The sequence below is a fragment of the Paraburkholderia sp. J63 genome, assembly GCF_905220245.1.
In the GTDB taxonomy this organism is placed as follows: domain Bacteria; phylum Pseudomonadota; class Gammaproteobacteria; order Burkholderiales; family Burkholderiaceae; genus Paraburkholderia.
The window spans coordinates 1-24,303 of record NZ_CAJMZF010000019.1 but is presented as its reverse complement, the minus strand read 5'-3'; the positions used below and the strand labels follow the sequence as shown (position 1 = coordinate 24,303).

Annotated in this window: 15 protein-coding genes; 4 read left to right on the top strand and 11 right to left on the bottom strand. The window is 64.6% G+C overall.

Going from position 1 to position 24,303, the window contains the following annotated elements; translation table 11 throughout:
- Positions 1–12 precede the first annotated feature (12 nt).
- Together U5775_RS20670 and U5775_RS20665 are read left to right on the top strand one after the other, a co-directional pair.
- Positions 13–1,809 (top strand): toll/interleukin-1 receptor domain-containing protein, encoded by a 1,797-nt coding sequence (locus tag U5775_RS20670; protein WP_322059957.1) that lies wholly within the window; start codon positions 13–15, stop codon positions 1,807–1,809.
- Between the two features lie 21 nt (positions 1,810–1,830).
- Entirely contained in the window at positions 1,831–5,430 is a 3,600-nt protein-coding gene (locus tag U5775_RS20665) for a WD40 repeat domain-containing protein (RefSeq protein ID WP_322059956.1), read from the top strand.
- A gap of 8 nt (positions 5,431–5,438) precedes the next feature.
- On the opposite strand, the gene U5775_RS20660 is transcribed toward U5775_RS20665, so the two are convergent.
- From U5775_RS20660 to U5775_RS20640, 5 genes are all read right to left on the bottom strand, one after another.
- A complete protein-coding gene (locus tag U5775_RS20660; RefSeq protein ID WP_322059955.1) occupies positions 5,439–7,205 on the bottom strand; it encodes a tetratricopeptide repeat-containing protein in 1,767 nt (588 codons plus the stop codon).
- Positions 7,202–8,590, bottom strand: coding sequence for a hypothetical protein (locus U5775_RS20655; RefSeq protein WP_322059954.1), 1,389 nt, complete (start codon positions 8,588–8,590; stop codon positions 7,202–7,204). The genes U5775_RS20660 and U5775_RS20655 overlap by 4 nt, the downstream gene beginning before the upstream one ends.
- A 45-nt stretch (positions 8,591–8,635) precedes the next feature.
- On the bottom strand, positions 8,636–9,841 hold the full coding sequence (locus tag U5775_RS20650; protein WP_322059953.1) for a multidrug effflux MFS transporter: 1,206 nt from the start codon (positions 9,839–9,841) through the stop codon (positions 8,636–8,638).
- A gap of 96 nt (positions 9,842–9,937) precedes the next feature.
- On the bottom strand, positions 9,938–10,429 hold the full coding sequence (locus U5775_RS20645; RefSeq protein ID WP_322059952.1) for an RT0821/Lpp0805 family surface protein: 492 nt from the start codon (positions 10,427–10,429) through the stop codon (positions 9,938–9,940).
- A gap of 39 nt (positions 10,430–10,468) precedes the next feature.
- Positions 10,469–11,662 carry a TIR domain-containing protein gene (locus U5775_RS20640; RefSeq protein WP_322059951.1) on the bottom strand — a complete coding sequence of 398 codons (1,194 nt, stop codon included), beginning with the start codon at positions 11,660–11,662 and terminating at the stop codon, positions 10,469–10,471.
- A gap of 505 nt (positions 11,663–12,167) precedes the next feature.
- Between U5775_RS20640 and U5775_RS20635 the strand changes: the two genes are divergently transcribed.
- Together U5775_RS20635 and U5775_RS20630 are read left to right on the top strand one after the other, a co-directional pair.
- Positions 12,168–13,901, top strand: coding sequence for a hypothetical protein (locus tag U5775_RS20635; protein WP_322059950.1), 1,734 nt, complete (start codon positions 12,168–12,170; stop codon positions 13,899–13,901).
- Positions 13,902–13,997: 96 nt separating this feature from the next.
- A complete protein-coding gene (locus U5775_RS20630; RefSeq protein WP_322059949.1) occupies positions 13,998–14,546 on the top strand; it encodes an addiction module antidote protein in 549 nt (182 codons plus the stop codon).
- Positions 14,547–14,625: 79 nt separating this feature from the next.
- Here the strand turns inward: U5775_RS20630 and U5775_RS20625 are convergent, their stop codons facing one another.
- The 6 genes from U5775_RS20625 to U5775_RS20600 form a co-directional block, all read right to left on the bottom strand.
- A complete protein-coding gene (locus U5775_RS20625) occupies positions 14,626–16,344 on the bottom strand; it encodes a cyclic peptide export ABC transporter (RefSeq protein ID WP_322059948.1) in 1,719 nt (572 codons plus the stop codon).
- Between the two features lie 32 nt (positions 16,345–16,376).
- On the bottom strand, positions 16,377–17,231 hold the full coding sequence (locus tag U5775_RS20620; protein WP_322059947.1) for an ATP-binding cassette domain-containing protein: 855 nt from the start codon (positions 17,229–17,231) through the stop codon (positions 16,377–16,379).
- 49 nt (positions 17,232–17,280) lie between these two features.
- Complete coding sequence (fhuB, locus tag U5775_RS20615) at positions 17,281–19,281, bottom strand: Fe(3+)-hydroxamate ABC transporter permease FhuB (RefSeq protein WP_322059946.1); 2,001 nt, start codon at positions 19,279–19,281, stop codon at positions 17,281–17,283.
- Complete coding sequence (locus U5775_RS20610) at positions 19,274–20,245, bottom strand: ABC transporter substrate-binding protein (RefSeq protein WP_322059945.1); 972 nt, start codon at positions 20,243–20,245, stop codon at positions 19,274–19,276. The genes fhuB and U5775_RS20610 overlap by 8 nt, the downstream gene beginning before the upstream one ends.
- Before the next feature lie 13 nt (positions 20,246–20,258).
- On the bottom strand, positions 20,259–22,733 hold the full coding sequence (locus U5775_RS20605) for a penicillin acylase family protein (protein WP_322059944.1): 2,475 nt from the start codon (positions 22,731–22,733) through the stop codon (positions 20,259–20,261).
- Positions 22,734–22,763: 30 nt separating this feature from the next.
- The coding region (locus U5775_RS20600; RefSeq protein ID WP_322059943.1) for an amino acid adenylation domain-containing protein at positions 22,764–24,303 on the bottom strand (1,540 nt) is incomplete at its 5' end.

The following is a 24,303-nucleotide window of genomic DNA, read 5'->3' as shown; positions in this document are numbered from 1 at the left end:
GTACGAATCCCTATGTTGGACAGCGCACATATTGCAACAAACAGGAAGCCTACGATCAATAAAACTATTAAAGAAATTAAATTAATTCAATTTCATTTCAATTCATTTGAATTATCGATTTCCTTAAAAGAACCAGAACGTATCGAATACCGTGCCATCAATACTTCGCACCGGCAATGGGCCCTGATCGCGGAGCGTACAATGAGCATTCTAAAAGCCGTCTCAAACAAGCGAGGCTCTGCCTTTCTGAGCTATGCAAGGGACGATGATCAGCGCCCGCTTGAGAAGCCAAAAACCCGTGGGTTTGTTAGTTATCTTTACGATCAACTCAAGTGGGAACTCATTGATCTCGGCTTGCCGGAAAATCTCATTTGGCGCGATCAGGAAAATCTCAGGTTCTCCGATAGATGGCCGAACGTGATTGACGATACGCTCAATCAGAGCGATCTCATGCTCGTGGTCACATCAAAGAACTTTGCGAAAAGTGAGCAGTGCCAACGAGAAGTCGAGTTGTTCGTGCACAGGTTGCGGAACCTGCCGCAAGCGGGCCAGAACAACCGAATCTTTCGTCTGGAAAAACAGCCGGTGGCGGACGACGAGCTGCCCGAGTTGCTCCAGGCCGTCCACGCGGTGCGGTTCTGGGAAAGAGACCGCGAGACCGGCGGCGAAAGCTCCTATTACGTCCGTGGCGTTCTGAAGCGTCCCACGCCCTACGCTGCTGCGATCCACGGCCTGGCCGTCTCTATCATGAAGAGCCTCGAGAGACTGAGGCAGACCGAGGTAGACGAGGACACCGATGGCGCCGGTGAACGCGAGGGGGCATCCGGGCGGGAGCCGGAGCACGGGCGCGACAATCATCCCGACGAGCAAGAGGAACACAGTATCGTCGAGTTCCCTCCTCGCGCCGGTCAGCGGACCGTCTATCTGGCCAAGCCGGCAAGCGACTTGCTGGAGCCTTACGAGACGCTGGTTCGCGAGCTTCGCAAGCGCCACTACACCGTCGTGCCCGATGTGCAATCGCCGCTCGCGGACGACGGCAGCGCGGTACAGAACGTGGTGCGTTCCGGTCTTGCGCAGGCGGAGCTCTCCATCCATTTCATCGGTGAACGCCACGGTTACAAACCCGATGGCCTCGACGTCGGAATCGTCTCCCTGCAACTCACGGAGGCGGCTGCCGAAGTTGCGCGTCGGCCTGATTTCCACCGGCTCATCTGGATACCGAAGATCGTGCCCGAGGCAGGCAACCCCGCAGCAGGCGCGGCCGAAGCGAACGAGCGCGACCCGTTGCGGATTCTTGCCGGGTTCGATACGTTGCTTGAAACGGACGAACTCGAAGGCGACACCGCCGCGCGCTTCAACGAGTTCGTCATCCAGCGGCTCGAAGCCCGCAAGCAGGCCAGACCCGAGGAACCGCACCGCCCCACCACGATTTATATTGCCGCCGCGCCGGTCGATCTGAAGTTGTCGATTGAAGCGGGCAAACGCCTGAAAGAACGCGGGCAAAAGGTGCTCATTTGCCCGACCGATACGACCTACGAGCAGGCCAGCCGCGCGGACCACCTCGCGTTCTGCTGGGGCGAGGCCGACGAAATCACCGTGATGGAAGCGCTCGATCGGCTCGATTCTTCCGAATGGCGGCGTCAGAGGCCGAACGGGAAGCTTCAGCTCATCCTGTTCGGGCCAGACAGCGACACCAAGCAAATCGCTCGCGAGATTGAAAGTTTCGGTGCGGCGGATTTCGTGGTCGATGCAGCGAGGCTCGGCGAGCAGGGATTGATTGCCGGGTTGTCCGCTGGAGACGCTCGTTGAGATAATTATGGGCTGCTAATCATGCTCAATTTTGCCGATGCGGCCGCCTCCAACATTCATCCGTTCATTGGCTTGCGTCCATTCAGGATCGAGGACGCCGCTTTCTTCTTTGGCCGCGAACGGCAGATCGCCACGCTTTTGCATCTCGTGCGCAGCGGCGCCCTCGTCTCGGTCGTCGGCAGCTCTGGAAGCGGCAAATCCTCACTGGTCCGCGCCGGCCTGCTGCCCGCGCTGACACCGGGCGAAACCCGCGAAACGTTGTGGGACTGGGTTGACATGCGGCCCGGCGAGTCGCCCGTGCGCAACCTCGCGGAAGCACTGGCGCGGCCCAACGTGGGTGCGGGCGCCGCGACGTCCGATGCGCTGGCGGAGTCCAAGGCGGACCGCATCGAGATCATGCTGCGCAGCTCGAGCTTCGGTATCGGCGAGGTGCTCGCCAGCACGTACGTCCGCAACCGCACGCGGCTGTTGATCGTGATCGATCAGTTCGAGGAAATCTTCCGCTATGCGAACCTGCGGACTCGCCACAACATCAATCCAACGCGCGCGTCGGAGCTGCGCGACGAAGCCACCTTCTTCGTGCAACTCCTGCTGGCTGCGGCGGCGGACGATCAGTTCTCCGGCGCCATCGTGCTGACGATGCGCTCCGACTTCATTGGAGACTGCGCCCGCTTCCAGGGTCTTTCGGAAGCGGTAACGAAGACGCAATACCTGGTGCCCGCGCTGACCCGCGATCAACGCGCGCTCGCGATCCGTGGACCGGTGGAGCGTGCCGAGGCCACGATTGAACCCGCCCTCGTTCAGCGGGTGCTCAACGATACGAACGAGGACCCGGATCAGCTTCCGGTCTTGCAACATGCCATGATGCGCTGCTGCCAACGCGCTCAGGACCATGACCGCTCTTCGCCGCCGGCGTTTACGCTGGAGCGTTACAACGAGATCGGCGGCATCGAAGGAGCCTTGACCCAGCATGGTGACGAGTTGCTGGCCAGTCTCGCACAGCCTGGCGAAGCGCCGGGCGGCCAGGACCTTCAGCATATCGCGAAGCGGATTTTTCAGTCCCTCACGGAAATCGAGAGCCAGGGGCGCATTATCCGCAGGCCGCAGACCATTGGCGATCTCGTCAAGGTGATTGCCCGGGACGATGCCCCCGCTGACGAAGTTTCGGAAATCGAGGCCGCGGTGCGCAAGGTCGTCGCGCATTTTGCCGATCCGATGTGCAGCTTTTTGCGCGCGCCTACCGAGGACACGCTCAGTGCAAACGCGGTAGTCGACATCGGGCACGAGGCGCTCATCCGCCGGTGGGAGCGTCTGGGCGGCGACGACCCGGCCAGTTGGGTCCGCCAGGAACGCGACGACGCGGAAAAATACAACAGGCTGGTCACGCTTGCCGATCTCGATGCCCTTCCACCGCCGTTGCTTCGCGAGTTCGAGACATGGTGGCAGCAACGGCAACCAAACAGCTTCTGGGCCAGCCGGTATGCCCGTGGCGGCGAAAACCGCCTCGACGCCGCAGCGGATCTGCTTTCGCGCAGCCGTGCGGAACTCGCGCGCAGACAGGCTGAGGCCGTCCAGAGACGTTCGCGTCGGCGCAAAACGGTGATGGGCAGCGCAGCCGCCGTCTGCGCGGCGGTGATACTGGCGGCAGGGATCTATGTCAACCGTGTGCACAACGACCGGGAAAACCTTGGAGGGATGCAAGCCGACCAGATTGCCTCTGCCGGGCTGAATCTACTGAAGCGGGATAGCGCGGATCAGGCCGCCCTTCTCGCGGAGAATGCCTTGTCTCGTGACCAGGTCAAGAATCCCGTAACGTGGCCTCCCCTTCAAAAAATCCTGATGTGGCCGCCGCTCGCGAATCTCGTGGCGGGGTTCGAGCGCGAAAACTCCGTGGACTGGCTGCCCCTCAAGCCGGAAAACATGGTGCTCGCCTATGACGCTCTCCAGCATATGCAGGAGCGTGCTGTCCTCTCAGCCCAAAGCGGAATGATCGGCGTCTTTTTTAAACCCGCCGGGGGCTCGAAGAATGACGAGCTCGTCACCGTCTCATGGTCCGCAGGCGGAGATCCCTGGGTGTGGAACGTCGACCCGGTTTGGGGTACCGGCGCCAGCCGGATGACCCGGTCGAACCTGCTGCTGTCGGCCGGCCAGTTGAGCGCTTTTCAGTTGAGTATCAACAAGAACGGCGATGCAATCGTATCGGGGCCGACAGTGAGCGCCAACGGCATCAGCCTGGTCAGCTCGTCCGCTTCAAAGCAATGGACCCGGACGGAGGACATCAAGGTCGATGGCGCCAGGCCGCGCTTCGGCGTGTTTGCGCCCGACCGGGATCTCATGCTGACGGGCGGCAACGGAACCCGGTGGGCAATGTGGGCGTTGTCGCGACCGTATCACGGCGGCGCGCTCAACCTCACCCGTAAGCCGGCCTATGTATTTGCCGATATTGCCCCGGCGTCCAGCCTTTTTCCCGCCGCGGCAATCAGCGGAGCCGGGAAGTTCGTCGCGATTGCCGCGAACGATGGCCCGATTCAGATTTTTGAAGTCAAAGACAATGGACGTGACTGGCCGCTCGCCAAAGAGCTGGTCGATCCTCGGCAGCTCAAGCCCGATACGGGCGGAAATCGAGCCCAGGACCAGGATTCCGGTCTTCAGGCACACGCTGTCAAATGGCTCATGTTCGACCCGGGCAATCCAGACCGGCTGATTGGAACCTACGATCAGGCAGACTACGTCGATATCTGGAGCGTGACTTCCCGGAACATCACCACGCTCGAAACAGGGAGCAAACTCCCCATTTTCCGCGGGGCCATCAGCCCGGACGGAAAATTGGTCGCGGCAACCATTCAGGACCAGTCGCGCATTTACGTATGGAAGCTCGACTCGCCGGATTACGCGCCTGGAGGACGCGAAGCGCCGCTGGTGCTGCGGGGAAACCCCGATGATGGACCGTTCATCAGCGTTGCTTTCGACAACCAGGACCGCATTGCAGCCGGCACGACGAACGGAAAAGTTTCCCTCTGGTACCCGGCGCCAGCATTGTCGCGTGAACTGCCGGCAGATCCTCCAGGGGTTCCGTCACCGGCGCGTGCTGAAACTGCGTGTGCCGGCGGCAGTCCTGAAACGACGCAAGTCACAAGGACTCCAGAAGGAGTTGCCTGGGTCGTCAGGTCGGAAATCAAGGGGGTGACCGAAGGAAGCCTGAAGCCGAAAGGAACAGGAATTATCGCGTGCAAAGTCTCGGACGACGGCAAGTGGCTCCTTCTAACGCCTTCGCAGGGGCCGCTGGAACTGTACGACTTGCACTATCTGGACAGCCCGGTCGGTATCTTCGGAGCGGCAGGTGCGAAGTGGTCCGGCGCGGGCTTTGCCGAAAATCCAGACCGGATCGTGGCCCGACCCCAGGCGGGAGCGCTGCAGCAGTGGCAGTTCTTCCGCGACAAAAGCCGCCTGCTGGCATTCATCAACCAGAATCTGCCGCTCGTATGGAGCGGCGGAAATCTCAAGCCGGCGGGGTTGAAGCCGGCCACCCGCGACCTGGTGGAAGGCCGATTCTGGTCGCTGATGGACGCATCGGAAAACGAAGCCCTGCCATTGCAGGAACGCCGGCACGACGATAAATAGGCGCCCCTTCACGCCGGAAAATGCCGCCTCGCCCGCCGCAACGAATACATCCGGCATTCGCCGAAATTCTTGGCCATCGGCTGCAGTCCCGCGTACTCGCAGACATAGGCATCCCGTGTCGTGAAGGCCAGCGCCGCCGCAAACTGCTCGGTCACGAAGATTTCCCCGACGGGCGTCACCGGTTCGATGCGGGCCGTGCGCACGACCTCCATCCCGACGAACTTGTATCGATGAATCACCTTGTCGTAACGCCGGTAAAGCGGCCCGACATGCGCGCTCAGCCGGATGCCGAGATGGGCGGGCAAGCCGAGCCGTGCCGTCCTCTCCGGCCTTAGTACCTTCTGGAGCCTGAAACAGCAGTCGATCGCGGCTATCACGTCGGACAGCACGATAAACAAACCGTCCCCCGCGGTTTCGGCATATTCGACGCCCTCGCACGCGTGCAGCGCGTCGGCGAATCCGCCGATCACGTGCTCGAGAAACGTCAGTTGCCCGGTTTCGTTCAACATGCTGAAGCCGCGCACGTCGCCGAACACGATCGCATGCGGTTTGCGCACGCCGTTCGATCGCGCGCCCACCCGCGGCGCGCTGTCGGCAATGTCGCCGTTTCCCGAGGGAATCGCGCCGTATGCAAGGGTGCCGTCACCGGGCACGACGAGCTCCGGGTCGACCACGAGACTACGGCCCCGCAGCAACGCGAGGCCGCGCGCCTGCTGCTGGCACAGCAGCGTGCTCGCGGGCTCGTCGGGCGAACCTTCTTTCGTGACGAGCGTCACGCGGACGCGTTCGCTGCCGAGCACGCGGGCCAGCTTCTCGATTAATTCCGGCTGATCCGGAAAAACTCGCGAGGCGAGCGAATCGGGCTCGCATGGCAGCACCAGATGAACATTGGCGCCGACTTCGAGCAGTGCGTCCGCGATCAGCAGATCGGCAGCGGACATCAACGGACCGAACGCGATGACTGTCTGTCCCGGTGCGAAGGAAAACGGGTTGTGCGACAGAAGCAGATCGGGACGCGAGATCCAGTTGAGCACGCGCGGCTTTGGCAGATGATCGACGATGTCCGCGGGCGCATGCACGAGGCTGGCAACCCATGTCAGTTGACGGCGGGTCGTCGCCACCGCGTCGAGATTTTCGGTGCCGTTAATGGCGAGACTCGCAAGCCGGTCGCTGGCCGCCGCCTTCAGCATGTCGATCGCCGCCCCGGCTTGCCCGAGGATCAGCCATGCCTCCGCCTGCGTGACATGCGACCAGTAATCCTGTTCTTGTTGCGCGGCAGCCAGTTCAAGCGCGACCTGTGCGTAATGGCGTGCCTTGCCGGACTTGCCGCATGATAGATACATCGACGCCGCATTGATCGCCAGGTAGTACTTACCAAGCCGTTCGAATGCGCTCGCATAGGCGATCGCCGATTCGAGCCGGTGTTTTTTCGCGTCTTCGATGGAACTGCCGCTCGCACAATCCTTCAGCAGCCGGCCAAACAGCCCCGCGAATTCGGCCGACAGATCGAGATCCGTCAACGTGGCGAACCGCCCCGCTTCGTCGAGTCTGCGGTATCGCTCGAGCGCACGGTTCAGCGCGCCTGCCCGCGCGAGGGCAAGAATCGCCTGATGTTCGAAGACCATGGCATCAGGCCATGCCGCGAGCGCTTTCACGGATAGATCGTACGCGGCAAGGTAGTTGCCTTCGTTGCCATTGGCGCGCTGAATGCGTTCGAGCCACTCCGCCCTACCCGGCGTAGACGCGGCGGCATCGTCCTTGCCGGGCGCCGTCATGGAACCACCTGCACGGCTTGCGTTTTGGCGATGTCCTTCGACGATTTGTTCTGGTTGAGCAGCAGCGAAATCACCGAGATGGTTTCGAGGGTGTGGTCGCAGAGCGTTGGCGACCTGCAGACTTTCGGCGCGGGCAGCGACCAGCTCACGCCGTTATAGGAAACCGTGGTCAGCGGCGAACTCGACACGGCGGAATTCCGTTGCAGATGGAACAGCACGCCGTAATTGCAGGTCGCCTTTTTTCCGTCCTTATAGTCCTCGTATTCGAGTGTCACGCAGCGCTCCGGCAGTTGCGGATTCTCTTGCGTTTCGTCCTGTTGCAGCGCGAGGATCTGCCCGACGTACTCGATCACTTCGAGCGTCGAGCGCAGCTTGAACACGACGGTGCCGTCAGCTTCGCCGACAACCGTCTGCCGGGTGACGCCCGTCTGATCGTCATACGCACGTTGATCGGCGCCGCCGCCGCGCTTGCGCGAACAGGCGTCGCCAGGCACCGGCGTGGATTCGTCGCGTTCGCTATCGAGCACGCCCGCGATCGCGGGTCCGCTCGCCGTCTCGCGGCACAGCACCACGTTGCTACCCTGCACCTCGCTCATTAGCTGGTATTTCCCCGACTTGAGGTGCGCGAGCCGATAGTGGCCGGGATCGATCTTGGCGACTTCCGTCATGTCCTTTCTCATGTCGAGATCGAAAGCATTGCCAACCGGCTTCGGCGATTTCGTCACGCTAAGGGGATAGAGCCGCCCCAGATTATTGATGGTCCGTAAAAAAGCGTAGAACTCGGGCTCCGACTTGCCGGCGCACGGCTCGTCCGCTTCGAGGATCGAATAGTCGGTCGGCACGCTGTTCTTGCCCGGCGGCGTGTGATAGCAGACGATTCGCGAACTGTTCGGCGCATTCAGCAGCATTTCGGGGCTGCCGGCCGAGCGCACGCCGGACACCAGCAACAGCAGCACCATCCGGTAGTCGATGCCTTCGTTCAGAAAGAACTGCGCGGTCTCGGGCGTGATGGGCCGCATCACGCCGTTAGTGAAATCCTGTGTATCGAGACTGTCGATGTCGAAGCTCGGCGAGCTCGCAATCGTCACGCCGACCGTGCCGAGCTTGCGCGGCAAGGTCGTGGCGTGATCGGGGCTCATGAATGGAAAAGTCGCCGACGCCGAGGCGCCGCTCGAGAGCGACCCGCGTATGCTCGCGAGTTCGCTGAAGTGCAGTGGCGCGCCGTCCTTGGCGCGCAGGATGTTCTGCAGGATCACCTGATTCGACGCAATGTCGTTGGCTTCGAAATAATCGATCACCTGGTGGTTGATGATCGGCTCGAGCGAACAGGCTGCCAGCAGTGGGCATAGCAGAGTCGAGAGTACCAGCACGCGGCGCATCATCATATTCCCCTTGTATCGTGCCGATAGCGTTAGAGCGGCCCCGCCCGGTCAGACGTGTTGTGCGGCGATGCGTGGCCGGAGACGGGCCGCGATAGCGGCCACGATCGCGCAACCGAGCATCACCGCGGCCATCGGCCTGGCCGTGCCGTCAGCGAGCTTGCCCACGAGCGCGCCGGTTACCGCTCCGCCCGAGTACTGCATGGTGCTCATGAGCGCGGTCGCACTGGCCGCGTGAGCGGAGTGCCGCGACAGCGCACCGACCTGCGTGTTCGACGGGATGAAGCAGTAACCGAGCGTGAAAACCAGCAGTGCGATGAACACCGGCCAGGCATGCGGCGCAGGCCCGAGTCCGTACCCCAGCAGAGCGCCGCTCGCAATCAGCCAAAGCACGACACCGAAGCTGATCACCCGAGGCGCGCCGCAACGCTGCACGAGCCAGGTATTGAGACGAAAGAAGCCGACCGTTGCGGCGCCGATCAGCGCGAGAATCATGCCGTAGGCAGTCGGCGTATAGCCGTACTGCGTCATGAACACGGTGGGCGATCCCGCGAGGAACGCGAACAACGCACCCATCCCGCAGGTGCCGACCACGGCGTTCGAGAGAAACTGCCGTTCCCCCAGTACACCGCCAAAGAGACGCAACGACGCCACGACGTCGATCGACAGACGCCGCTCGCGCGGCAAGGTCTCCGGCAGGAAATAGAACAGCAGCACGAGGCTGAGCGCGCCGTACAGCGCCGCGACGCCAAAAATCATCCGCCAGCTGGCGACCTCCAGCACGAAGCTGCCAAGCACCGGCGCGACGACTGGCGCGACCGACATGACCTGCATGACGCCGGACATCAGGGCGGCGGCCTTCGCGCCATCGGCGATATCGCGGACCATCGCCCGCGGCACTACGATCGAGGCGGCGGCGCCGAATGCCGCGACCGCACGGAACGCGCAGAAGCTCGCTGTGCCCTGTGCGAGCGCGCAGCAGATCGACGCGAGCGTGTAGATCGTCAGGCCGGCGGCAAGCGGCGCGCGCCGTCCGAAGCGGTCCGAAATCAGCCCCTGCGTCAACTGGCCGACGGCGAACCCCGCGAAGTAGGCAGCCAGTGTGAGTTGCGGCGTCGAGCGGCCGAACTCCTGCGCAATCGCGGAAGCGGCGGGCAGATACATGTCCACCGATACCGGGCCGATCGCGATGATGAACCCGAGCAGATACTTCAGATCGGGCGTCGGGTTGACGCGCAGATCCTGAAGATTGTCCATTGCGCACTCCAGTGGACCGCTCAAACCAGACTGCGCCTGCGGGTGTCGCAAGCGGCCGCGACTTGCCGCGATCCGGCGATTTTCTTCACGCACGCGCTACTGATTCGCAAGCTTCCATTCGCCGTTCGCATCGCGGCACGCGCGCGACGTCTGCTCGTAGGTTTTGCCTTCCTTCGTATAGGTCTCGGTGAATTGCCGGCACGTCTGCGTGCTTGCCGATTTCGCATAGCCGTTCAGCGGCTTGATCGTCCCGGAGTTACCGGTCTTGGGGTTGTGCCACTGCCGCGGGCGGTTGTCCTGTGAGGTCTGCAACGCCTGCTGCAACGCGGCTGCGCGTGCCTCGCGGTCGCGCTCGTCCAGTTCGTGACCGATCACGCCGCCGACCAGACCGCCCGCGAGCCCGCCGGCGACGATCGCCCCGGCGTTGCCGTGACTGAACAGCCCGCCGAGGGTGGCGCCGGCGCCCGCGCCGATCAATGCGCCTCCGGTCGTCTTGTCCACTCCGCCGTAGCCATTGCTGTCCGCGCAGCCTGTTAGCACGGCGCCGGACACAGCCGCGCAGGCGATTGCCAAGAGCCAGTTATTCATTACGTTCTCCTCTTTTACGAGACGCAATTACCGAAACGGCTACATTGCCCATACCCCGGCGTGCGCTCGCCTTGCTTCCTGTTCGGCGGCGATATAGTCGGCTGGCGCGCCGGCGCGCGTCCGTGCCCAGCCATTGCGCACGGCATGCTCAGCGATGTCTTCGCCGTTTGCCAGACACTGGTAGTGCGTGTCTTTCGCGAAACATTCGACGTGGCCGCCCTGGCTCTTCAAATAGCGCTGCATGGCCTGCGCGGGTCGTCCGTCGTTGCCGCGAATCGCGAACAGATTGACGATTTTTCCGGAGACGATCAGCGCACTGGAGTCGAGCACCTGATCGACGTGACCGTCGAGATCCGGTTTCGCCGTCTGGACTGCGTTGCCGCCCGAGGGCGGAGGGATCGGCGTGCTGGCCTGCGTATTGGTGTTCGCGGTGGTGTTCGCGGTGCTGGTGCTCGCGCGGTTCGCAACCTGGGGACCCGGTGCGGGCGCTGGAGGCGCCATCGGGACCGTGGTGCCCGCAGGCGGCGCTGGCGGCGGGTTGCTGACGAGCGGCTGGGTTGCGTTTGCCGGCGTTGGCGAAACGACGGCAGCGGGCGTAGATTCGGAGTGCCCGGCCCACCGTGTCGCGGCGAATCCGGCGATGACCAGCGCGACGCACGCCCCCGCAGCAACAGGAACGACGCGCGACGGACGACGCACCTGGGCGGTTTCGGAGCGCGCACCCGCAGCCGGGGAACGCGCTGCTGGCTGCGGCACCTGCTGTCCGTTCGTATCCGCCGCGCCGGCCGCCGGCTGCCCGGGATCGGCAGGCGCGTTGCCCATGAACGCGACACGGCTTTCGACCATGCGCTTGACCTGTTCCGCCAGCTTCGCGAGATTCGTGTCCCAATCCTCGAACAGATCGAGGTATTGCCGAATGGTCAGTTGATAACGAAAAGCCCCGGATGGCAAGACGTTTTCAATACGTACAGGCAGCACGGGCATTTTGTATTCGCCCGCGAGCACGAGTTCTTTTTTGACTTCGTCGGAGTTATTGGCATTCGCTGAAAACACCAGCACCATCACGCTCGAAGTCTCGAGCGCCTTGACGATGGAGTCGGCGAAGTCGGCACCGGGCGCCACGTCACGCGACGAGATCCAGCAGGACAGGCCGCGCAACTCGAGCCCATGCCTGAGCTTGTCTGCCGCAATGCCGTCCTTGGAAGAGAAACTGATGAATGCGTCGTAGCCCATGAGGAGAACTCCGTACGACCACTCCAATCTTGCCTGGCATTAGAACCAGGCCTGCTGCCGGGACATCGGATTTCTTCTCGAGCTGAAGCTTGGTGCTGGCGCGCGTCCACAGGAAAACTTACAGACGCGATACTGTTCATTATTTTCGGTAAGCTGTTTTTTCAGTATGTGCGCTAACGCACAGTCGCGGTCATTGGCGGTTAACAACCCCTCAGACGCAGCGTTTCACTCGACAGAATCGACGCGCAATAGATCCGCAATAGACGCTCAATAGACCCACATATGGCACAGCGCACAGACGAGGAAAAAATTTCGTCTACTAAATGTGTTAAAGCAATCGCGTTGTCTATTGGAGGCAATGAAAATGGCGGAGTGTGAACCGGTTGCGCGAGGTAAGGAGAGTGTCACCCCCGGGCATATGGCAAAGGCGTGGGCAACGGCGGGCCGGCCAAGGCTCGGTCTGCGCGTGGGGGTCACTGGACATCGCAACCTCCCCTCGGCCGATATGACGCTTCTCGACGAGACGATCGGAAAGATCCTCGATGCAATCGGTTCGACCATGGCCACGCTTGCCAGCGATCGCACGTTGCACCGGTTTTATCAGGAGGCGAAGCCCGTGCTCCGCATCATTTCCCCGCTGGCGACGGGTGCCGACCGCGTAGTTGCGCGACAGGCTCTCGCACGACAGTGGCTGCTTTCGGCACCGTTGCCGTTTGCCCAGCAGGAGTACGAAAAAGACTTTGTCGACAGTGTCGACGAGTTCCGCAGCCTGCTGGCACATGCGCGAGCCATCGACGAGGTAGTTGAACTCGACGGCAGCCGCGAAGCGGAAGGCGCAGCCTATTTTGAAGCGGGGAACTTTGTGCTGCGGCATTCCGATGTGCTCATTGCGGTCTGGGATGGTCTCGAAGCGGCCGGAGAAGGCGGCACGGGCGAGATCGTGGAAACAGCTTTGAGACTGGGTTTGCCGGTCATTCATATCCATTCCGCCACGCCTCATGCCGTCAAATTGCGGCTTGACCGTCCGCTCGGCGCAGACGAGCGCAGCTTCACGACCGAGGCGCTTATTCGCCTGATTATTCTGCCGGCATGGAGGGCAGGTTCCACGAGTCCAACCAGCACCCGTCATCATCACAAGGCTGTCTCGACCTATTTGTGGGACGAATCGGAAAGCGCTCGCACTGACCGCCGTGGCCTGTCCTGGTCTGATCTGAAGTCCATGCCTTTGACATGGATAGGCGCCGTGTTTCCCTTCTTGCAGCGGTGTCTGGCAGACGCCCCACCCGTCTGTACTCCAGAACTGAACCAGCCGGCGAGTGCCGCCAGTCAAGCTGCCCAGACCTACGCCGCTCACTTCCAGAAGGCCGATGCGCTGGCGACGCGCTACGCCAACGTACATCGAAGCGCATTTGTGATGATCTATATTCTGGGGTCGATATCGCTCGTCGCGGCATTTACGGCGCAGTTTCTCAGAGGCGCGACTATCGGCAAGCTGGAGCTCGGCCTTTGCGCCACTTGCTTCGAACTGGCGGCGCTCGGCCTTGTGCTGGTGCTCGTGCTGGCGGAATCGCAATTCCGTTGGCGGGAACGATGGCTCGATTACCGAACCCTCGCGGAACAGTTTCGAGAGGCGGATCTGCTCGCGACCATCGGCGGTTCGGAGCCGTGCGGTTGCATGAATCTCAATAGCGAGATTCACCCAATGCGCGGGTGGGTGCCGTGGTTCGTCGCGGCCGTCAGGCGGTCAGTCGGGATCGTGGGCGCACGCTATGACGCGGCCTATCTTCTGCAGATCCGTGACTGGGCCGCCGGCCAGAGATTGCGCGATCAGCTTGCGTACAACGAGGCCACGGTGCATCGCAACGCAAAGATAAGCAAAAGTCTTCGCTTGTTGAGCGTGGGTCTTTTCGCATTGACCATTCTTGCGGCGGGAGCCGAGCTTCATTGGTCGAATACAGGGGGGCCTCGATGGCTGGGCTGGCTGGCCGGCGTGTTTCCCGCCCTGGGTGCCGCGAGTTTTGGCATCCGCAATCAGGCGGAGTTCGAAATCGTCGCCCATCGCTCGGCGCGGCTCATCGGCCTGCTGGCCATGGAGCAAGCGAATATCGAAAGGCTCGCTGGCGACAAGCTCACCAGCAAGTCATTGCGACTGGCCATACACAAGAGCGCGAATATCATGCAAGTCGATTCGCGCGCGTGGGCGGAGATTTTCGAGGTCAAGGTATCGGAGGTGGTTTAGCGGAGGGAGGGCTTCGCCCTCACCGGCCACACGCATGGCCCGGCTCGTTGGCACACACTCCGGATCTGATTCGATTTAGCGGTACACTTCCGGGCCATGACGAAATCAAAACCGTTTGACGCAGCCCCTTCCTTGACCGACAAAGAGGCCATCCGGCGCTATCTCGCACAGTCGTTCGAAACGGGCGACCCGGCGTCGTGCCAGCTAGCGCTCGGCAACGTGGCGCGGGTATTGGGGGTGAAGGACGTCGCGCGCCGCGCGGGAATGACGCGCAAGGCCTTCGAGCGGGCATTGACCGACAGGCATGTCGGCTTCGCCACCATCGCCCGCATCGTCGGCGCGATGGGCTACAAGTTGACTCTCCAGCAGACCACGCAGCCGCAAGCGACCGACATCTGGCAGATTGCAGGCGCACGCTACATCAGGAAAGCGGGCAAGCTGCGCGTCGAATTCGCGCTCGGGGTACGGTATCAGATCCCGATCAGCCGATTTCCACAACTCGCCGCGCTCGACCGCAAGCCGGCCGCGCGCGACCTGAAAGCGATCAAAGTGTCGCCCAAGGGGCGCAGCGTGCGATTCCCCCGGCTCGGTGTAAAGGTTCGTATCGCCGATGTCCGGCAGGCAATCAGCGGCGGGAGCGTTTGATAGACCGTGGATCACGGTCGACGCCTGCGTCGCGGCCACCGACGCTCCGCCGCCGTCAGCTTCGTCAAGAGACCCCGCCTTACTGAAGCGGAACCGTGACCCCTCCCGTGCGCCGTGCGCGATCTTCATACTCGAACGACGAGCCGCTCGCGCTTTGAATGATCTTTCCGCTCTCGAGCCGGATAACACGATCGGCGACGGAAAAATAGCGATCGTCGTGAGAAACCACGATGAGCGTTTTGCCCTGCCGCTTCAGTTCGGGCAGGAACTCCGTGTAGAAGACGCGCCGGAACGTGGGGTCCTGATCGGCGGCCCATTCGTCGAACATCATGATCGGCCGCTGCTCCAGCAGCGCGTGCACCAGTGCAAGACGCTTCCTTTGCCCCGCTGATAGATCGATCGTCGAAAACACCCCGTCCTTGATCTCGACTTTGTGGCTGATTTCGAGGAGATCGAGATATCGCTTCGCCTGTTCGATTAGCGCGGGATCGCGCGCGACGAGATCGTCGAACAGATAGTAGTCGGAAAACACGGCCGAAAAGCGCTGGCGATAGCCATCGAGACGATCGACTTCGACGGCACGGCCGCCCAGCAGCAACTCGCCCTCGGTCGGTGAATACAAGCCCAGCAGCAGCTTGACGAGAGTGGTCTTCCCGCAGCCGTTTTCGCCGATGATGAAGAGCGTCTCGCCCTCCTCGATCGACAGATTCACCGGCCCGAGCACGAAGGGCTTCGCATCGCCCACCGCGGGGAACGCGTAGCGGGCGTTGCGCAGTTCGATCTTGCCGATCTCGAGCGGCGCGGCCGGCGCACCCTCGGTCAGCAGTTGCGGCTCGCGATTCTGAAATTGCGCGGAAAGCTCGGCGATGCGCCAGAACGCGATCCGCGCCTGGCTCCATGCCGGCAGTCCGCCGACCAGTTGCTCGATGGGGCCACGAATATAAAGCAGGACGATAATGAAGCCGCTGATGACACGCGGTTCGACGCCCAACCGGTATTGGAGCGCGAGAATCAGCCCGATCACCAGAAAGAACAATGTCGATCCCGCCGCGCCGGCCGCATAGAAAAGCCTCATCGCGCGTATCTTGAGCTCGGCGATCACGTCGGCCGCGCCCGAGAGCTGCTTGCGGTAGACGAGCGCGCGCCGGTCGTGGTTGATGCGCAGCTCCTTCGCGCCTTCGGTAATCGCCCGGTATTGCTTTTGCAAATCGTCGGTCGCGGCGCGCACGCCGCGATAGTGGTACGTCCACTTGAACGACGCATAGTGATTGATGGCGACGCCCGCAACGATGGCCAGCGCCGCGATCGCGAACAGGATCGGCGAAAGCATCAGCATATAGATCACGCAGCCGAGGCTGATCGCGAGCGACACCGCATAGCCGGGAAAATTGAACGTGAACGCGCTCACGGTATCGACGTCGCTGTTCAGCGTCGCCATGAGACGGTGCACGCGATAGCGCTCGATCTCGGCGATCGGCGCGCAGACGATGCGTGCGGAAATGTCCTTGCGCAGCCGCGCCACCACGCGCTGCCCCACGACGCTATTGCCGATGCCCGATACCGCATTGCCCAGCAGCGTCGCGGCGCATAGCGCCACGAACGCCACGCCCGTTTGCCACGTGAGCGGGCTGGCCGTATGCAGCCCGTCGTTGATGAGCGCGAGCAGCCAGGCCGTGCAAAGGCCGCCTGCGACGCCCGCCGCCGTCGAAACCAGCGTGACCGGCCAAAGCGGCCCAAGCAGGCGCAGCAATTCCTTGCCGAAGCCCGTCTTCATTTTTTCCACATTCTCGCTAGCCATTTGAAACCTTCGTCTGGATTGCGCTGAAGCGTTCAGCGTACAAAGCTCATGGGGACGCCCGTGTCCGGGTGCGCGATCACGCCCATGCGTATGCCGTAGATGGACTGCAAGCGCTCCGCGGTCATGATATCGGCGGGCGCGCCCTGCGCGACCATCTTGCCGCCGTGCATCGCCACGATCTCGTCGCAATAGCTCGCCGCCATGTTGACGTCGTGAAGCACGACGACGATACCGAGCCCCCGCTCGTGCGACAGCCGCCGGACGAGCGACAGCACCTCGACCTGATGCGCCACGTCGAGCGCGGAAATCGGTTCGTCGAGCAGCAGATAGTCCGCGTCCTGGGCGATCAGCATCGCGAGCCAGACGCGCTGGCGCTCGCCGCCCGAAAGCGTATCGACGAGGCGATCGGCGAAGCGCGTGACGTCGGTGAGCGCCATCGCTTCGGCCACCTTGCGCCGGTCCTCGGGGCCCGAGCGGCCCAGCGCGCCATGCCACGGATAGCGGCCGAAGGCGACCAGCTCCTTGACGAGCACGCCGGCCGCCGAGGGCGGATATTGCGGCAGATAGGCGACCTTGCGCGAGAAGGCCCGCAGGCCCCAGGCATCGAGCGGCTGGCCTTCGAATTCGATGATGCCGCCGCTTGGCGCCTGCTGCCGCGCAAGCATCTTGATCAAGGTGGATTTGCCCGAGCCGTTGTGGCCGATCAGGCCCACCACCTGGCGCGCCGGCAACGTTAAGGATACCGACGAAACAAGCTGCCGCTGCTGGATCGCAAACGATACGTCCCGCAGCACGAAAATGCCATCGCCGTCGGCAACGGTGTCGCCCGAGCCGTTGCACGGCGCCTGGGGCAGCGCGATGGTGGAAGCGGAAAAGTCAGGTTTCATGTTCGACCACGAAGTAAAAGCCATAACGGGTAGGCGCGAAACGGCGCGCTCACGACCGCTGGCGGTACATCAGCCACAGAAAATACGGACCGCCAATGAATGTCGCGAACAATCCGGCCGGGACCTGGTCGGGAAACATCACGTTGCGGCCCAGCCAGTCGGCCATCACGAGCAGGGTCGCGCCGACCAGCGCGCCGCCGAGCGCCTGCGCCACGGCGCGCCGGAAGCCGAGCATGCGCGCGAGATGCGGCCCCATCAGGCCGATGAACGATATCGGTCCGATGATGAGGGTCGATGCGGCGGTCAGGACGGCCGCGAGCATCAGCAGCAACAGCCGGTGCACGCCGATATTGAAGCCGAGCGAGCGGACCGTGGCATCGCCGAGCGGCAGGATTTCGAGCGTGCGCGTGAATAGCGGCAGCGCCACGCAGCCGAGCGCCGCCACCGCGAGCGCGACGAACGCGTCGGGCGGCTCGACCCGGTAAGTGGAACCGGACATCCAGGCCTGCAACAGCGCCATGCGCGGATCGCCGGCCGAGACCAGCAGCGCGGCCAGGCCGCTGAATACGGTCGTCACGGCGATGCCGGCCAGCACGAGCCGTTCGGGAGAAAATCCGCTGCGCCGCCCGAGCGCGAACATCAGCGACAAGGTGGCCAGCGCGCCCGCAAATGCGCAGATTAGCTGCTCGAGCTTGCCGGGCGAGCCGGTCATGAACAGCAGCACCACGAGGCCGAGCGAGGCGCCCGACGAAATCCCCAGCACTTCGGGGCTCGCCATCGGATTGCCGGTCATGCGCTGCATCAGCACGCCTGCGACCGCAAGCATCGCGCCTGCCGCAAGCGCGCCGCCCACGCGCGGCAGCCGGATCGACAGCAGCGGACGCAGCGCCTCCCAATCGGCGAAATGCCAGCCGGCGGCGCTGCGATTGAAGTCCGAGGCCAGCCAGAGGCTCACGGCGAGCAGCAGCAGCGCGGCGGCGATCTGCCCCGAGCGCGAGACCGTCGCCGGTGCATGCGGCGCGGACTCCGGCGGCGCGAGCGCCTGGCCCTTGAGCCGCGGCAGCAGCCACAGGAGCAGCGGTCCGCCGAGCAGCGCAGTCGCCGTGCCGGTCGGGATCTCGGTGGTAAACAGACCGGCAAGCTGCACCGTCTGATCCGAGATCCAGAGCAGGCAGGCCGCGATCACGGGCGCCCAGACGAGGCGCGACTGCAGCGTGCGTGCGCCCGCGAGGCGCGCGAGCGCCGGACCCGCGAGCCCGATGAAGCCGATCACGCCGACCGCGCTGACCACCACGGCGGCCAGCGCCGCGCCGAGCACCATGGCGACGGCGCGAATCGCCCGCACCGGCAAGCCGAGGCTGCGCGCCGTCTCGTCGCCCATTTCGAGCATGGCGAGCGGGCGGATCATCAGCGCGACGATGACGAAGCCGATCGCGAGACGCGGCAGCAGATACGTCACGGCGCTCCAGTCGTTCTGGTCGAGCATGCCGCTCTGCCAGATGAACAGCGAGCCGAGGCTGTCGCCGAAGAACAGCGTCAGCATCGACGCGAACGCGCCCGAGCAGAGCGTGACGACGAGGCCGCCCAGAATCACCGTCAGCGGCGAGAGCGCGCGGCGCCATGCAATAGCGAGCACGATGGCGACCGCCACGAGCGCGCCGGCGAGCGCGATCCACTCGCGTCCGAATAGCAGCCACGCGGGAAACCAGAGCGAGGCCAACGTCAGCGCGAGGCTCGCCCCCGCCGCGACGCCGAGCGTGGTCGGCTCGGCGACCGGATTGCGCAGCACGTACTGGAAGATCAATCCCGACAAGCCGAGCGCCGCGCCGCTCAGCACCGAGACCGCGAGACGCGGCAGCAGCGCATACCGTATCACCACGACATCGAGGCTCGCCGGATGCGCCTGCAGCACCTCGCCCCAACGCGCGACGCTCAGATGCGCGGCCATGCACGCCGCGGTTTCGAGCAGCGCGACCAGCAGCATCAACATCGCGAACATGGCGGGCCCCGCCGTGCGCGGGGTCCGGTCCGCCTCCACGAGGCTAGCCATGGCGCCCCTCCCCGTTGCTCAAGGCCGCGGCAAGATTGGCGGCGAACGGCCCCGCGAGCGGCAGCGATCCGAACACGTCGAACAGCGGGATCGGATGCACGCGCCCTGCCCGCACCATCGGCAGGCTGTTCCAGAACGGGCTGGCGCGCAGCCGGCCGAGCGCCGCGCTCGTATCGAGGCCGTAGTTCACATAGATGAGATCGGCGTCGGGATGGGCGACGAGTTTCTCGACGCCGACCGGCATGAAGCCGAAGCCGTTGGTGCGCCCGTCCCACGCGTTCGGCACGCCCATCATCTCCATCACGTCGTACATGATGCTGTTGCGGCCATAGACGGTCATGGTGCGGCCGCCGTCGTCGAGCGTGACGAGGTAGGCCGGACGGTCGCCGCGCGCGCGCAGCGCCGTGGCGGCGCGCGCGATATCCGCTTCGAGCCGCGATACGTAGGACTGCGCAACGGCGGACCGGCCGACCACGCCGGCAAGGCGCCGGAACTCGGCCACCGCGCGCCCATAGGCGCCGGGCTCGCCGGTATAGATGTCGAGGTTCAGCACGGGCGCGACGCGCGCCAGCATGCGGCGCGTGCTCTGCGCGATCGTGCCGGTCACGATCATCGCGGGCGCGAGCGATTTGAGCACTTCGAGATTCGGCTCGACCGGCGGCCCGACACTGGGAATGCCCGCTGGCAAATCCGGCGTGCCGCCCATCTCGCGATAAAAATCGGCCGACGGTGCCCCGACCGGCTTGATCCCGAGGGCAAGCACGGACTCGGCGCCCGCGCGGTCGGGCGTCGCGATACGCATCGCAATTCGCGTTTCATCACGCGTTTCATCACGCGTTGCATCACGCGTCGCGCTGCCTTGCGCGAGCCATGCGGAGGCGGCCTGCACGCCGGGGGCAAGCGCCAATGCGGGCGCCATCGCCACGGCATCGCGCAGGAACCGGCGTCGTGAAATCCACTGCATTCTGCACTTCGTCCTAAGGTAGCGTGCGCATCGCGGCGTCGCTTCCTTCCAGAACGGTCGGGGGCGGCTCGGCGGCGTGGTGCGCATCGTCGTTGAGTTCAATATCGGTCCATTGCTGGCGTGCATAGCGGCGCGTGCCGTCCGCGTAGCCCGGCGACGCCGGGTCGTCCGACTGCGAGGGCGCGAGCATCGTCGCGGCGCGCACGCCGTCCGGGCCGAACGTCACGACCTGCATGTAGGTGTTGCCGAACATCGCCGCTCGCGACACGGGCTTGCCCGGCACTTCGCCGTCCGCGCAGGCCGACGTGAAATAGCCCGGCGCTTCGCAGCCGCCATAGAGCGGAATGCGCGCGCCATCGGCCTCGACGTTCAGCACGTCGCCGCGCGCGAGATCGAGCGGACGCCCGGCATCGTTCATGGCGGCGACAGCGGCGCCAAAGGCCTGGGCCAGCGCCGGATCGCTCGTGTTCAAGCCGCGCGGCGTGTCGAGCGGATCGTCGGCGCTAAACGGCACCAGGTAGCGCTCGCTCGCGCCGATCTTGTCCAGGCGCGCCCAGATCTCGTCCCAGAGGACCGCGCCGCGATCGCTCGTGCCGCCCGTGTCGTGCCACGCGCGCAGGACATGGCACGCCTCGCGGATATCGACCGTCCGCGGCGGCGTGGCGGCAAGCGTTACCGACGTCTGCGCGCAGACCGCGTCGAGCAGCGGTTGCTTGAAGCGCATGGCCGAGAGCACCTGACTGCCCAGCGCGAGGCGCTGCACGGTCTCCGGGGTCGCGAGCCGGCCCGAACGATTGTCGTAGCCGGCGATGCCGGCGCGCGCGAGCAGAAAACCTAGTTGCGCGCGCAACGATAGTCCCGTGGCCCACGCGCCGAAGATGCCTGCGTGCCGCGCGGCGGGCGCGTCCGGATTGGCGAGCCAATAGCTGTTGTTCATATTGGCGACGAAGTCGCGCCGCCATAGCACCGGCATCTCGTCCGCGGGAAACGCGCCGGTCTGCGCCGCGCCCGGCGAGTCGATCCAGGCGCAGGCCGCGCGCGAGCCGTCGAGAAACGGCACGCCCGGCAGGCGCGCATCGAACGCGCGGCCCGCTGGCGTCGTGCAGGCGTTCGCCAGCGTATCGGGCACGTTCGGCACCGCGCCGAGATCCGCGTACCAGACCCGCGGGTCGTTGCGCCCGATTGCAATGGTGTTGACCCACGGCATCGCCGCGAATCGCCTCTGGATGTCGACGAACTGATCGAGCGAGCGCGCCTGCCCCCACGCGAAGAAGTTCTCGAACACGCGGAAATTGCTGGCGTTGATGTCGGCGATGGCGAACGCTTTCGCGTGGCTCCAGGCGAGCGCGGGCGACATCGCGCCGAGATCGACGACGGGGCCGAAGCGCGTGCGGTACAGCGTGCGCCGCACGGTCTTCAGCGTGCCGTCGGCCTCGCGCGCCTCGACCGAGAGCGGCACGGCCGTCATCGGCTCGACGCGGCCATCGTAGCGGTAAGCCGTGGGGTTGCCCGGCACCAGCGAGAGCTCGAAAAACCCGAAGCGGCGCGCGCTCGATACCGTATGCGTCCAGGCCACGTCGCGGTTGAAACCGATCATCACGACCGGCACGCCGAGAAACGACGCGCCGCTCACGTCGAGTTTTCCGGGCAGCGTGAGCCGCGCTTCGTAGAAGCGGTCGGGACCGGACCAGAACCAGTGCGGATTGCCGAGCAGCACGGGCTGCCCGCTCGCACTGCCATCGGCGCCGAACGCCATCGCATTGCTGCCGATGCCGACCGTGCCGCCGAGCGCGAGCTTGTCGGCCCATGCCGCAGCGGACGCGGGCGGCGCCACGGCTGCCGAGGGTTGGACCGGCGGTTGCGCTGGCGCGGTGTCGGCAGGAGGATGCGCTTCGGCGATTTCCGTGACGAAGCGCGCGAAGCCGCCCGCGAGGTTTGCAGCGTACAGACGCCGGTACACATCGGCCTCGGTGATGGGCGTCAGCCACGGCGCGGAGCGGCAGGCGAGATGCGCGCCTGGGTTGCGCCCGGCGCGGATTTCGCCTGCGTAGCGGTTGTAGCCGGCCGCGAAGCCATGCACGAGTTCGCGCAGCGCCGGCGGCTGCGCGGCGCGGTAGCGGGCCACGACATCGTCGGTGTCGACGAGGCGAAAGAAGAAGTCCGAGTCGAGATTGCTGGGCTGGCCGAGCGTCGAGCGGCCCTGCAATGCGCCATTCGCGCCGAAATAGCGAGCCCGCTCGCCGCGATAAGTGACGAACGCCTGCGCCATGGTGCACAGATCGTCGCTGGCCTGCGCATACCCGTAACCGTAACCGAGGCTGCCCCAGTCCTGCGCGACGATGTGCGCAATGCCCGCTTCGTTGCGGCGGATTTCCGCGCGCCAGGTCGTGTGATCGCCGCCCGTCCACGAGCAGGACGCGCTCAGCGCGGCCGCGAGGCAGGCGCAGCCCAGCGCGAGGAGTCTTCGTGTGGCGTCAGCGTAGGTCATTGAATCCGGTCATTTGCATAGGAATCTTGATTAATTGACGAGGTCGTCGAGCAGCGCCTGCATGTCCGTGACCGCGCGCGCTTTCGCCTGCGCCGAAGCATGTCTCGAAGACAGCGACGACGCGGCGATCTCGCGCAGCGTGGCGTGGGAGAAGAACACAGGCAACGGAATCTCGACGGACAACTGCCGTTGAATGCGCCGTTGCGCCTGGAGCGCGAGCAGCGAGTGGCCGCCCAATTCGAAGAAGGTGTCGTTGCGGCCCACGCGCTCGACGCCAAGCACTTCGCGCCAGATCGCCGCGAGCGCGGCCTCGTCGTCGCCTTGCGGCGGCTCGTGCGCGGCCGACTGAAGCTCCAAAGCCGGCAGCGCCGCGCGGTCCACCTTGCCATTGGGGCTCAACGGCAACGCGTCCAGGACCACGACGCGGGCGGGCACCATGTAATCGGGCAACGCCGCAGCGAGTGCCTCGCGCAACGCCGGTGCGTCGAGCGATGCGCCCGTCTGGGGCGTCGCATACGCCACCAGCCGCGCGCCGCCCGCTGCGGCCTGCGCCGTCACCACGGCTTCGCGCACCGAGGGCTGCGCGCGCAGCAACGCCTCGATTTCACCGGGCTCCACGCGAAAGCCCCGAATCTTGACCTGATGGTCGAGGCGGCTCACGTATTCGAGCTCGCCTTGTGCATTCCAGCGCACGAGGTCGCCGGTGCGGTACAGGCGGCCGCCGTTGGCATCGAAGGGGTCGGGCACGAAGCGCTCCGCAGTGAGACCGGCGCGGTTCAGATAGCCGCGCGCGAGTCCCGCGCCGCCGAGGTACAGTTCGCCGGTCGCGCCTTGCGGCACGAGATTCAGCGAGGCGTCGAGCACATAGGCGCGGCGCACGCCGACTGGCCGCCCCACCGGTGCATAGGCGCCGGTGACGCGGCTGGCGGCGCCGGCTTCCCACACCGTGGGCGTGATCACCGTCTCCGCCGGGCCGTAGGCGTTGAAGATGCGCTGCGCGCTCAGGCGTTCGCGCACGGCTTCGAAGCCTGCGCGCGACCACGCCTCGCCGCCCACGATGCAGGTGCCGACCGCCACCTCGCCGCCGCCGACGCTGCGCGCGAATTCGTCCACGTAAGCGGGCGGAAGATAGAGGACGGAGACGCCTTGCGTTTTGAGCGCATCGGCAAGGCGCGAAGTGCTCCACAACTCGCGGCCACGCAACACGAGCGCGGCGCCCGCGAGCAATGGGATCAGCCACTGCTCCTGCGCGGCGTCGAAGCTGATCGACGCGAACTGAAGCAAGCGGTCCTGCGGTGTCAATGCGTAGCGCTCGCCGATTGCGTGGCAGTGCATGGTCAGCGCGCCGTGGGCGACCGCGACGCCCTTGGGGCGGCCGGTCGAGCCGGAGGTGTAGATCACGTAGGCGAGCGTGTCGTCGTGGATCGTTGCTTCCGGTGCGGTGGAGGGTTCGGTTGATAGGTCCAGCGTGTCCAGATCGACCACTTGTAGTTGTGCCGGCACCGGTAGCTGGTCGCGCAACGCCGTCTGCGTGAGCAGCAATGCGATGCCGCTATCCTCCATCATGTAT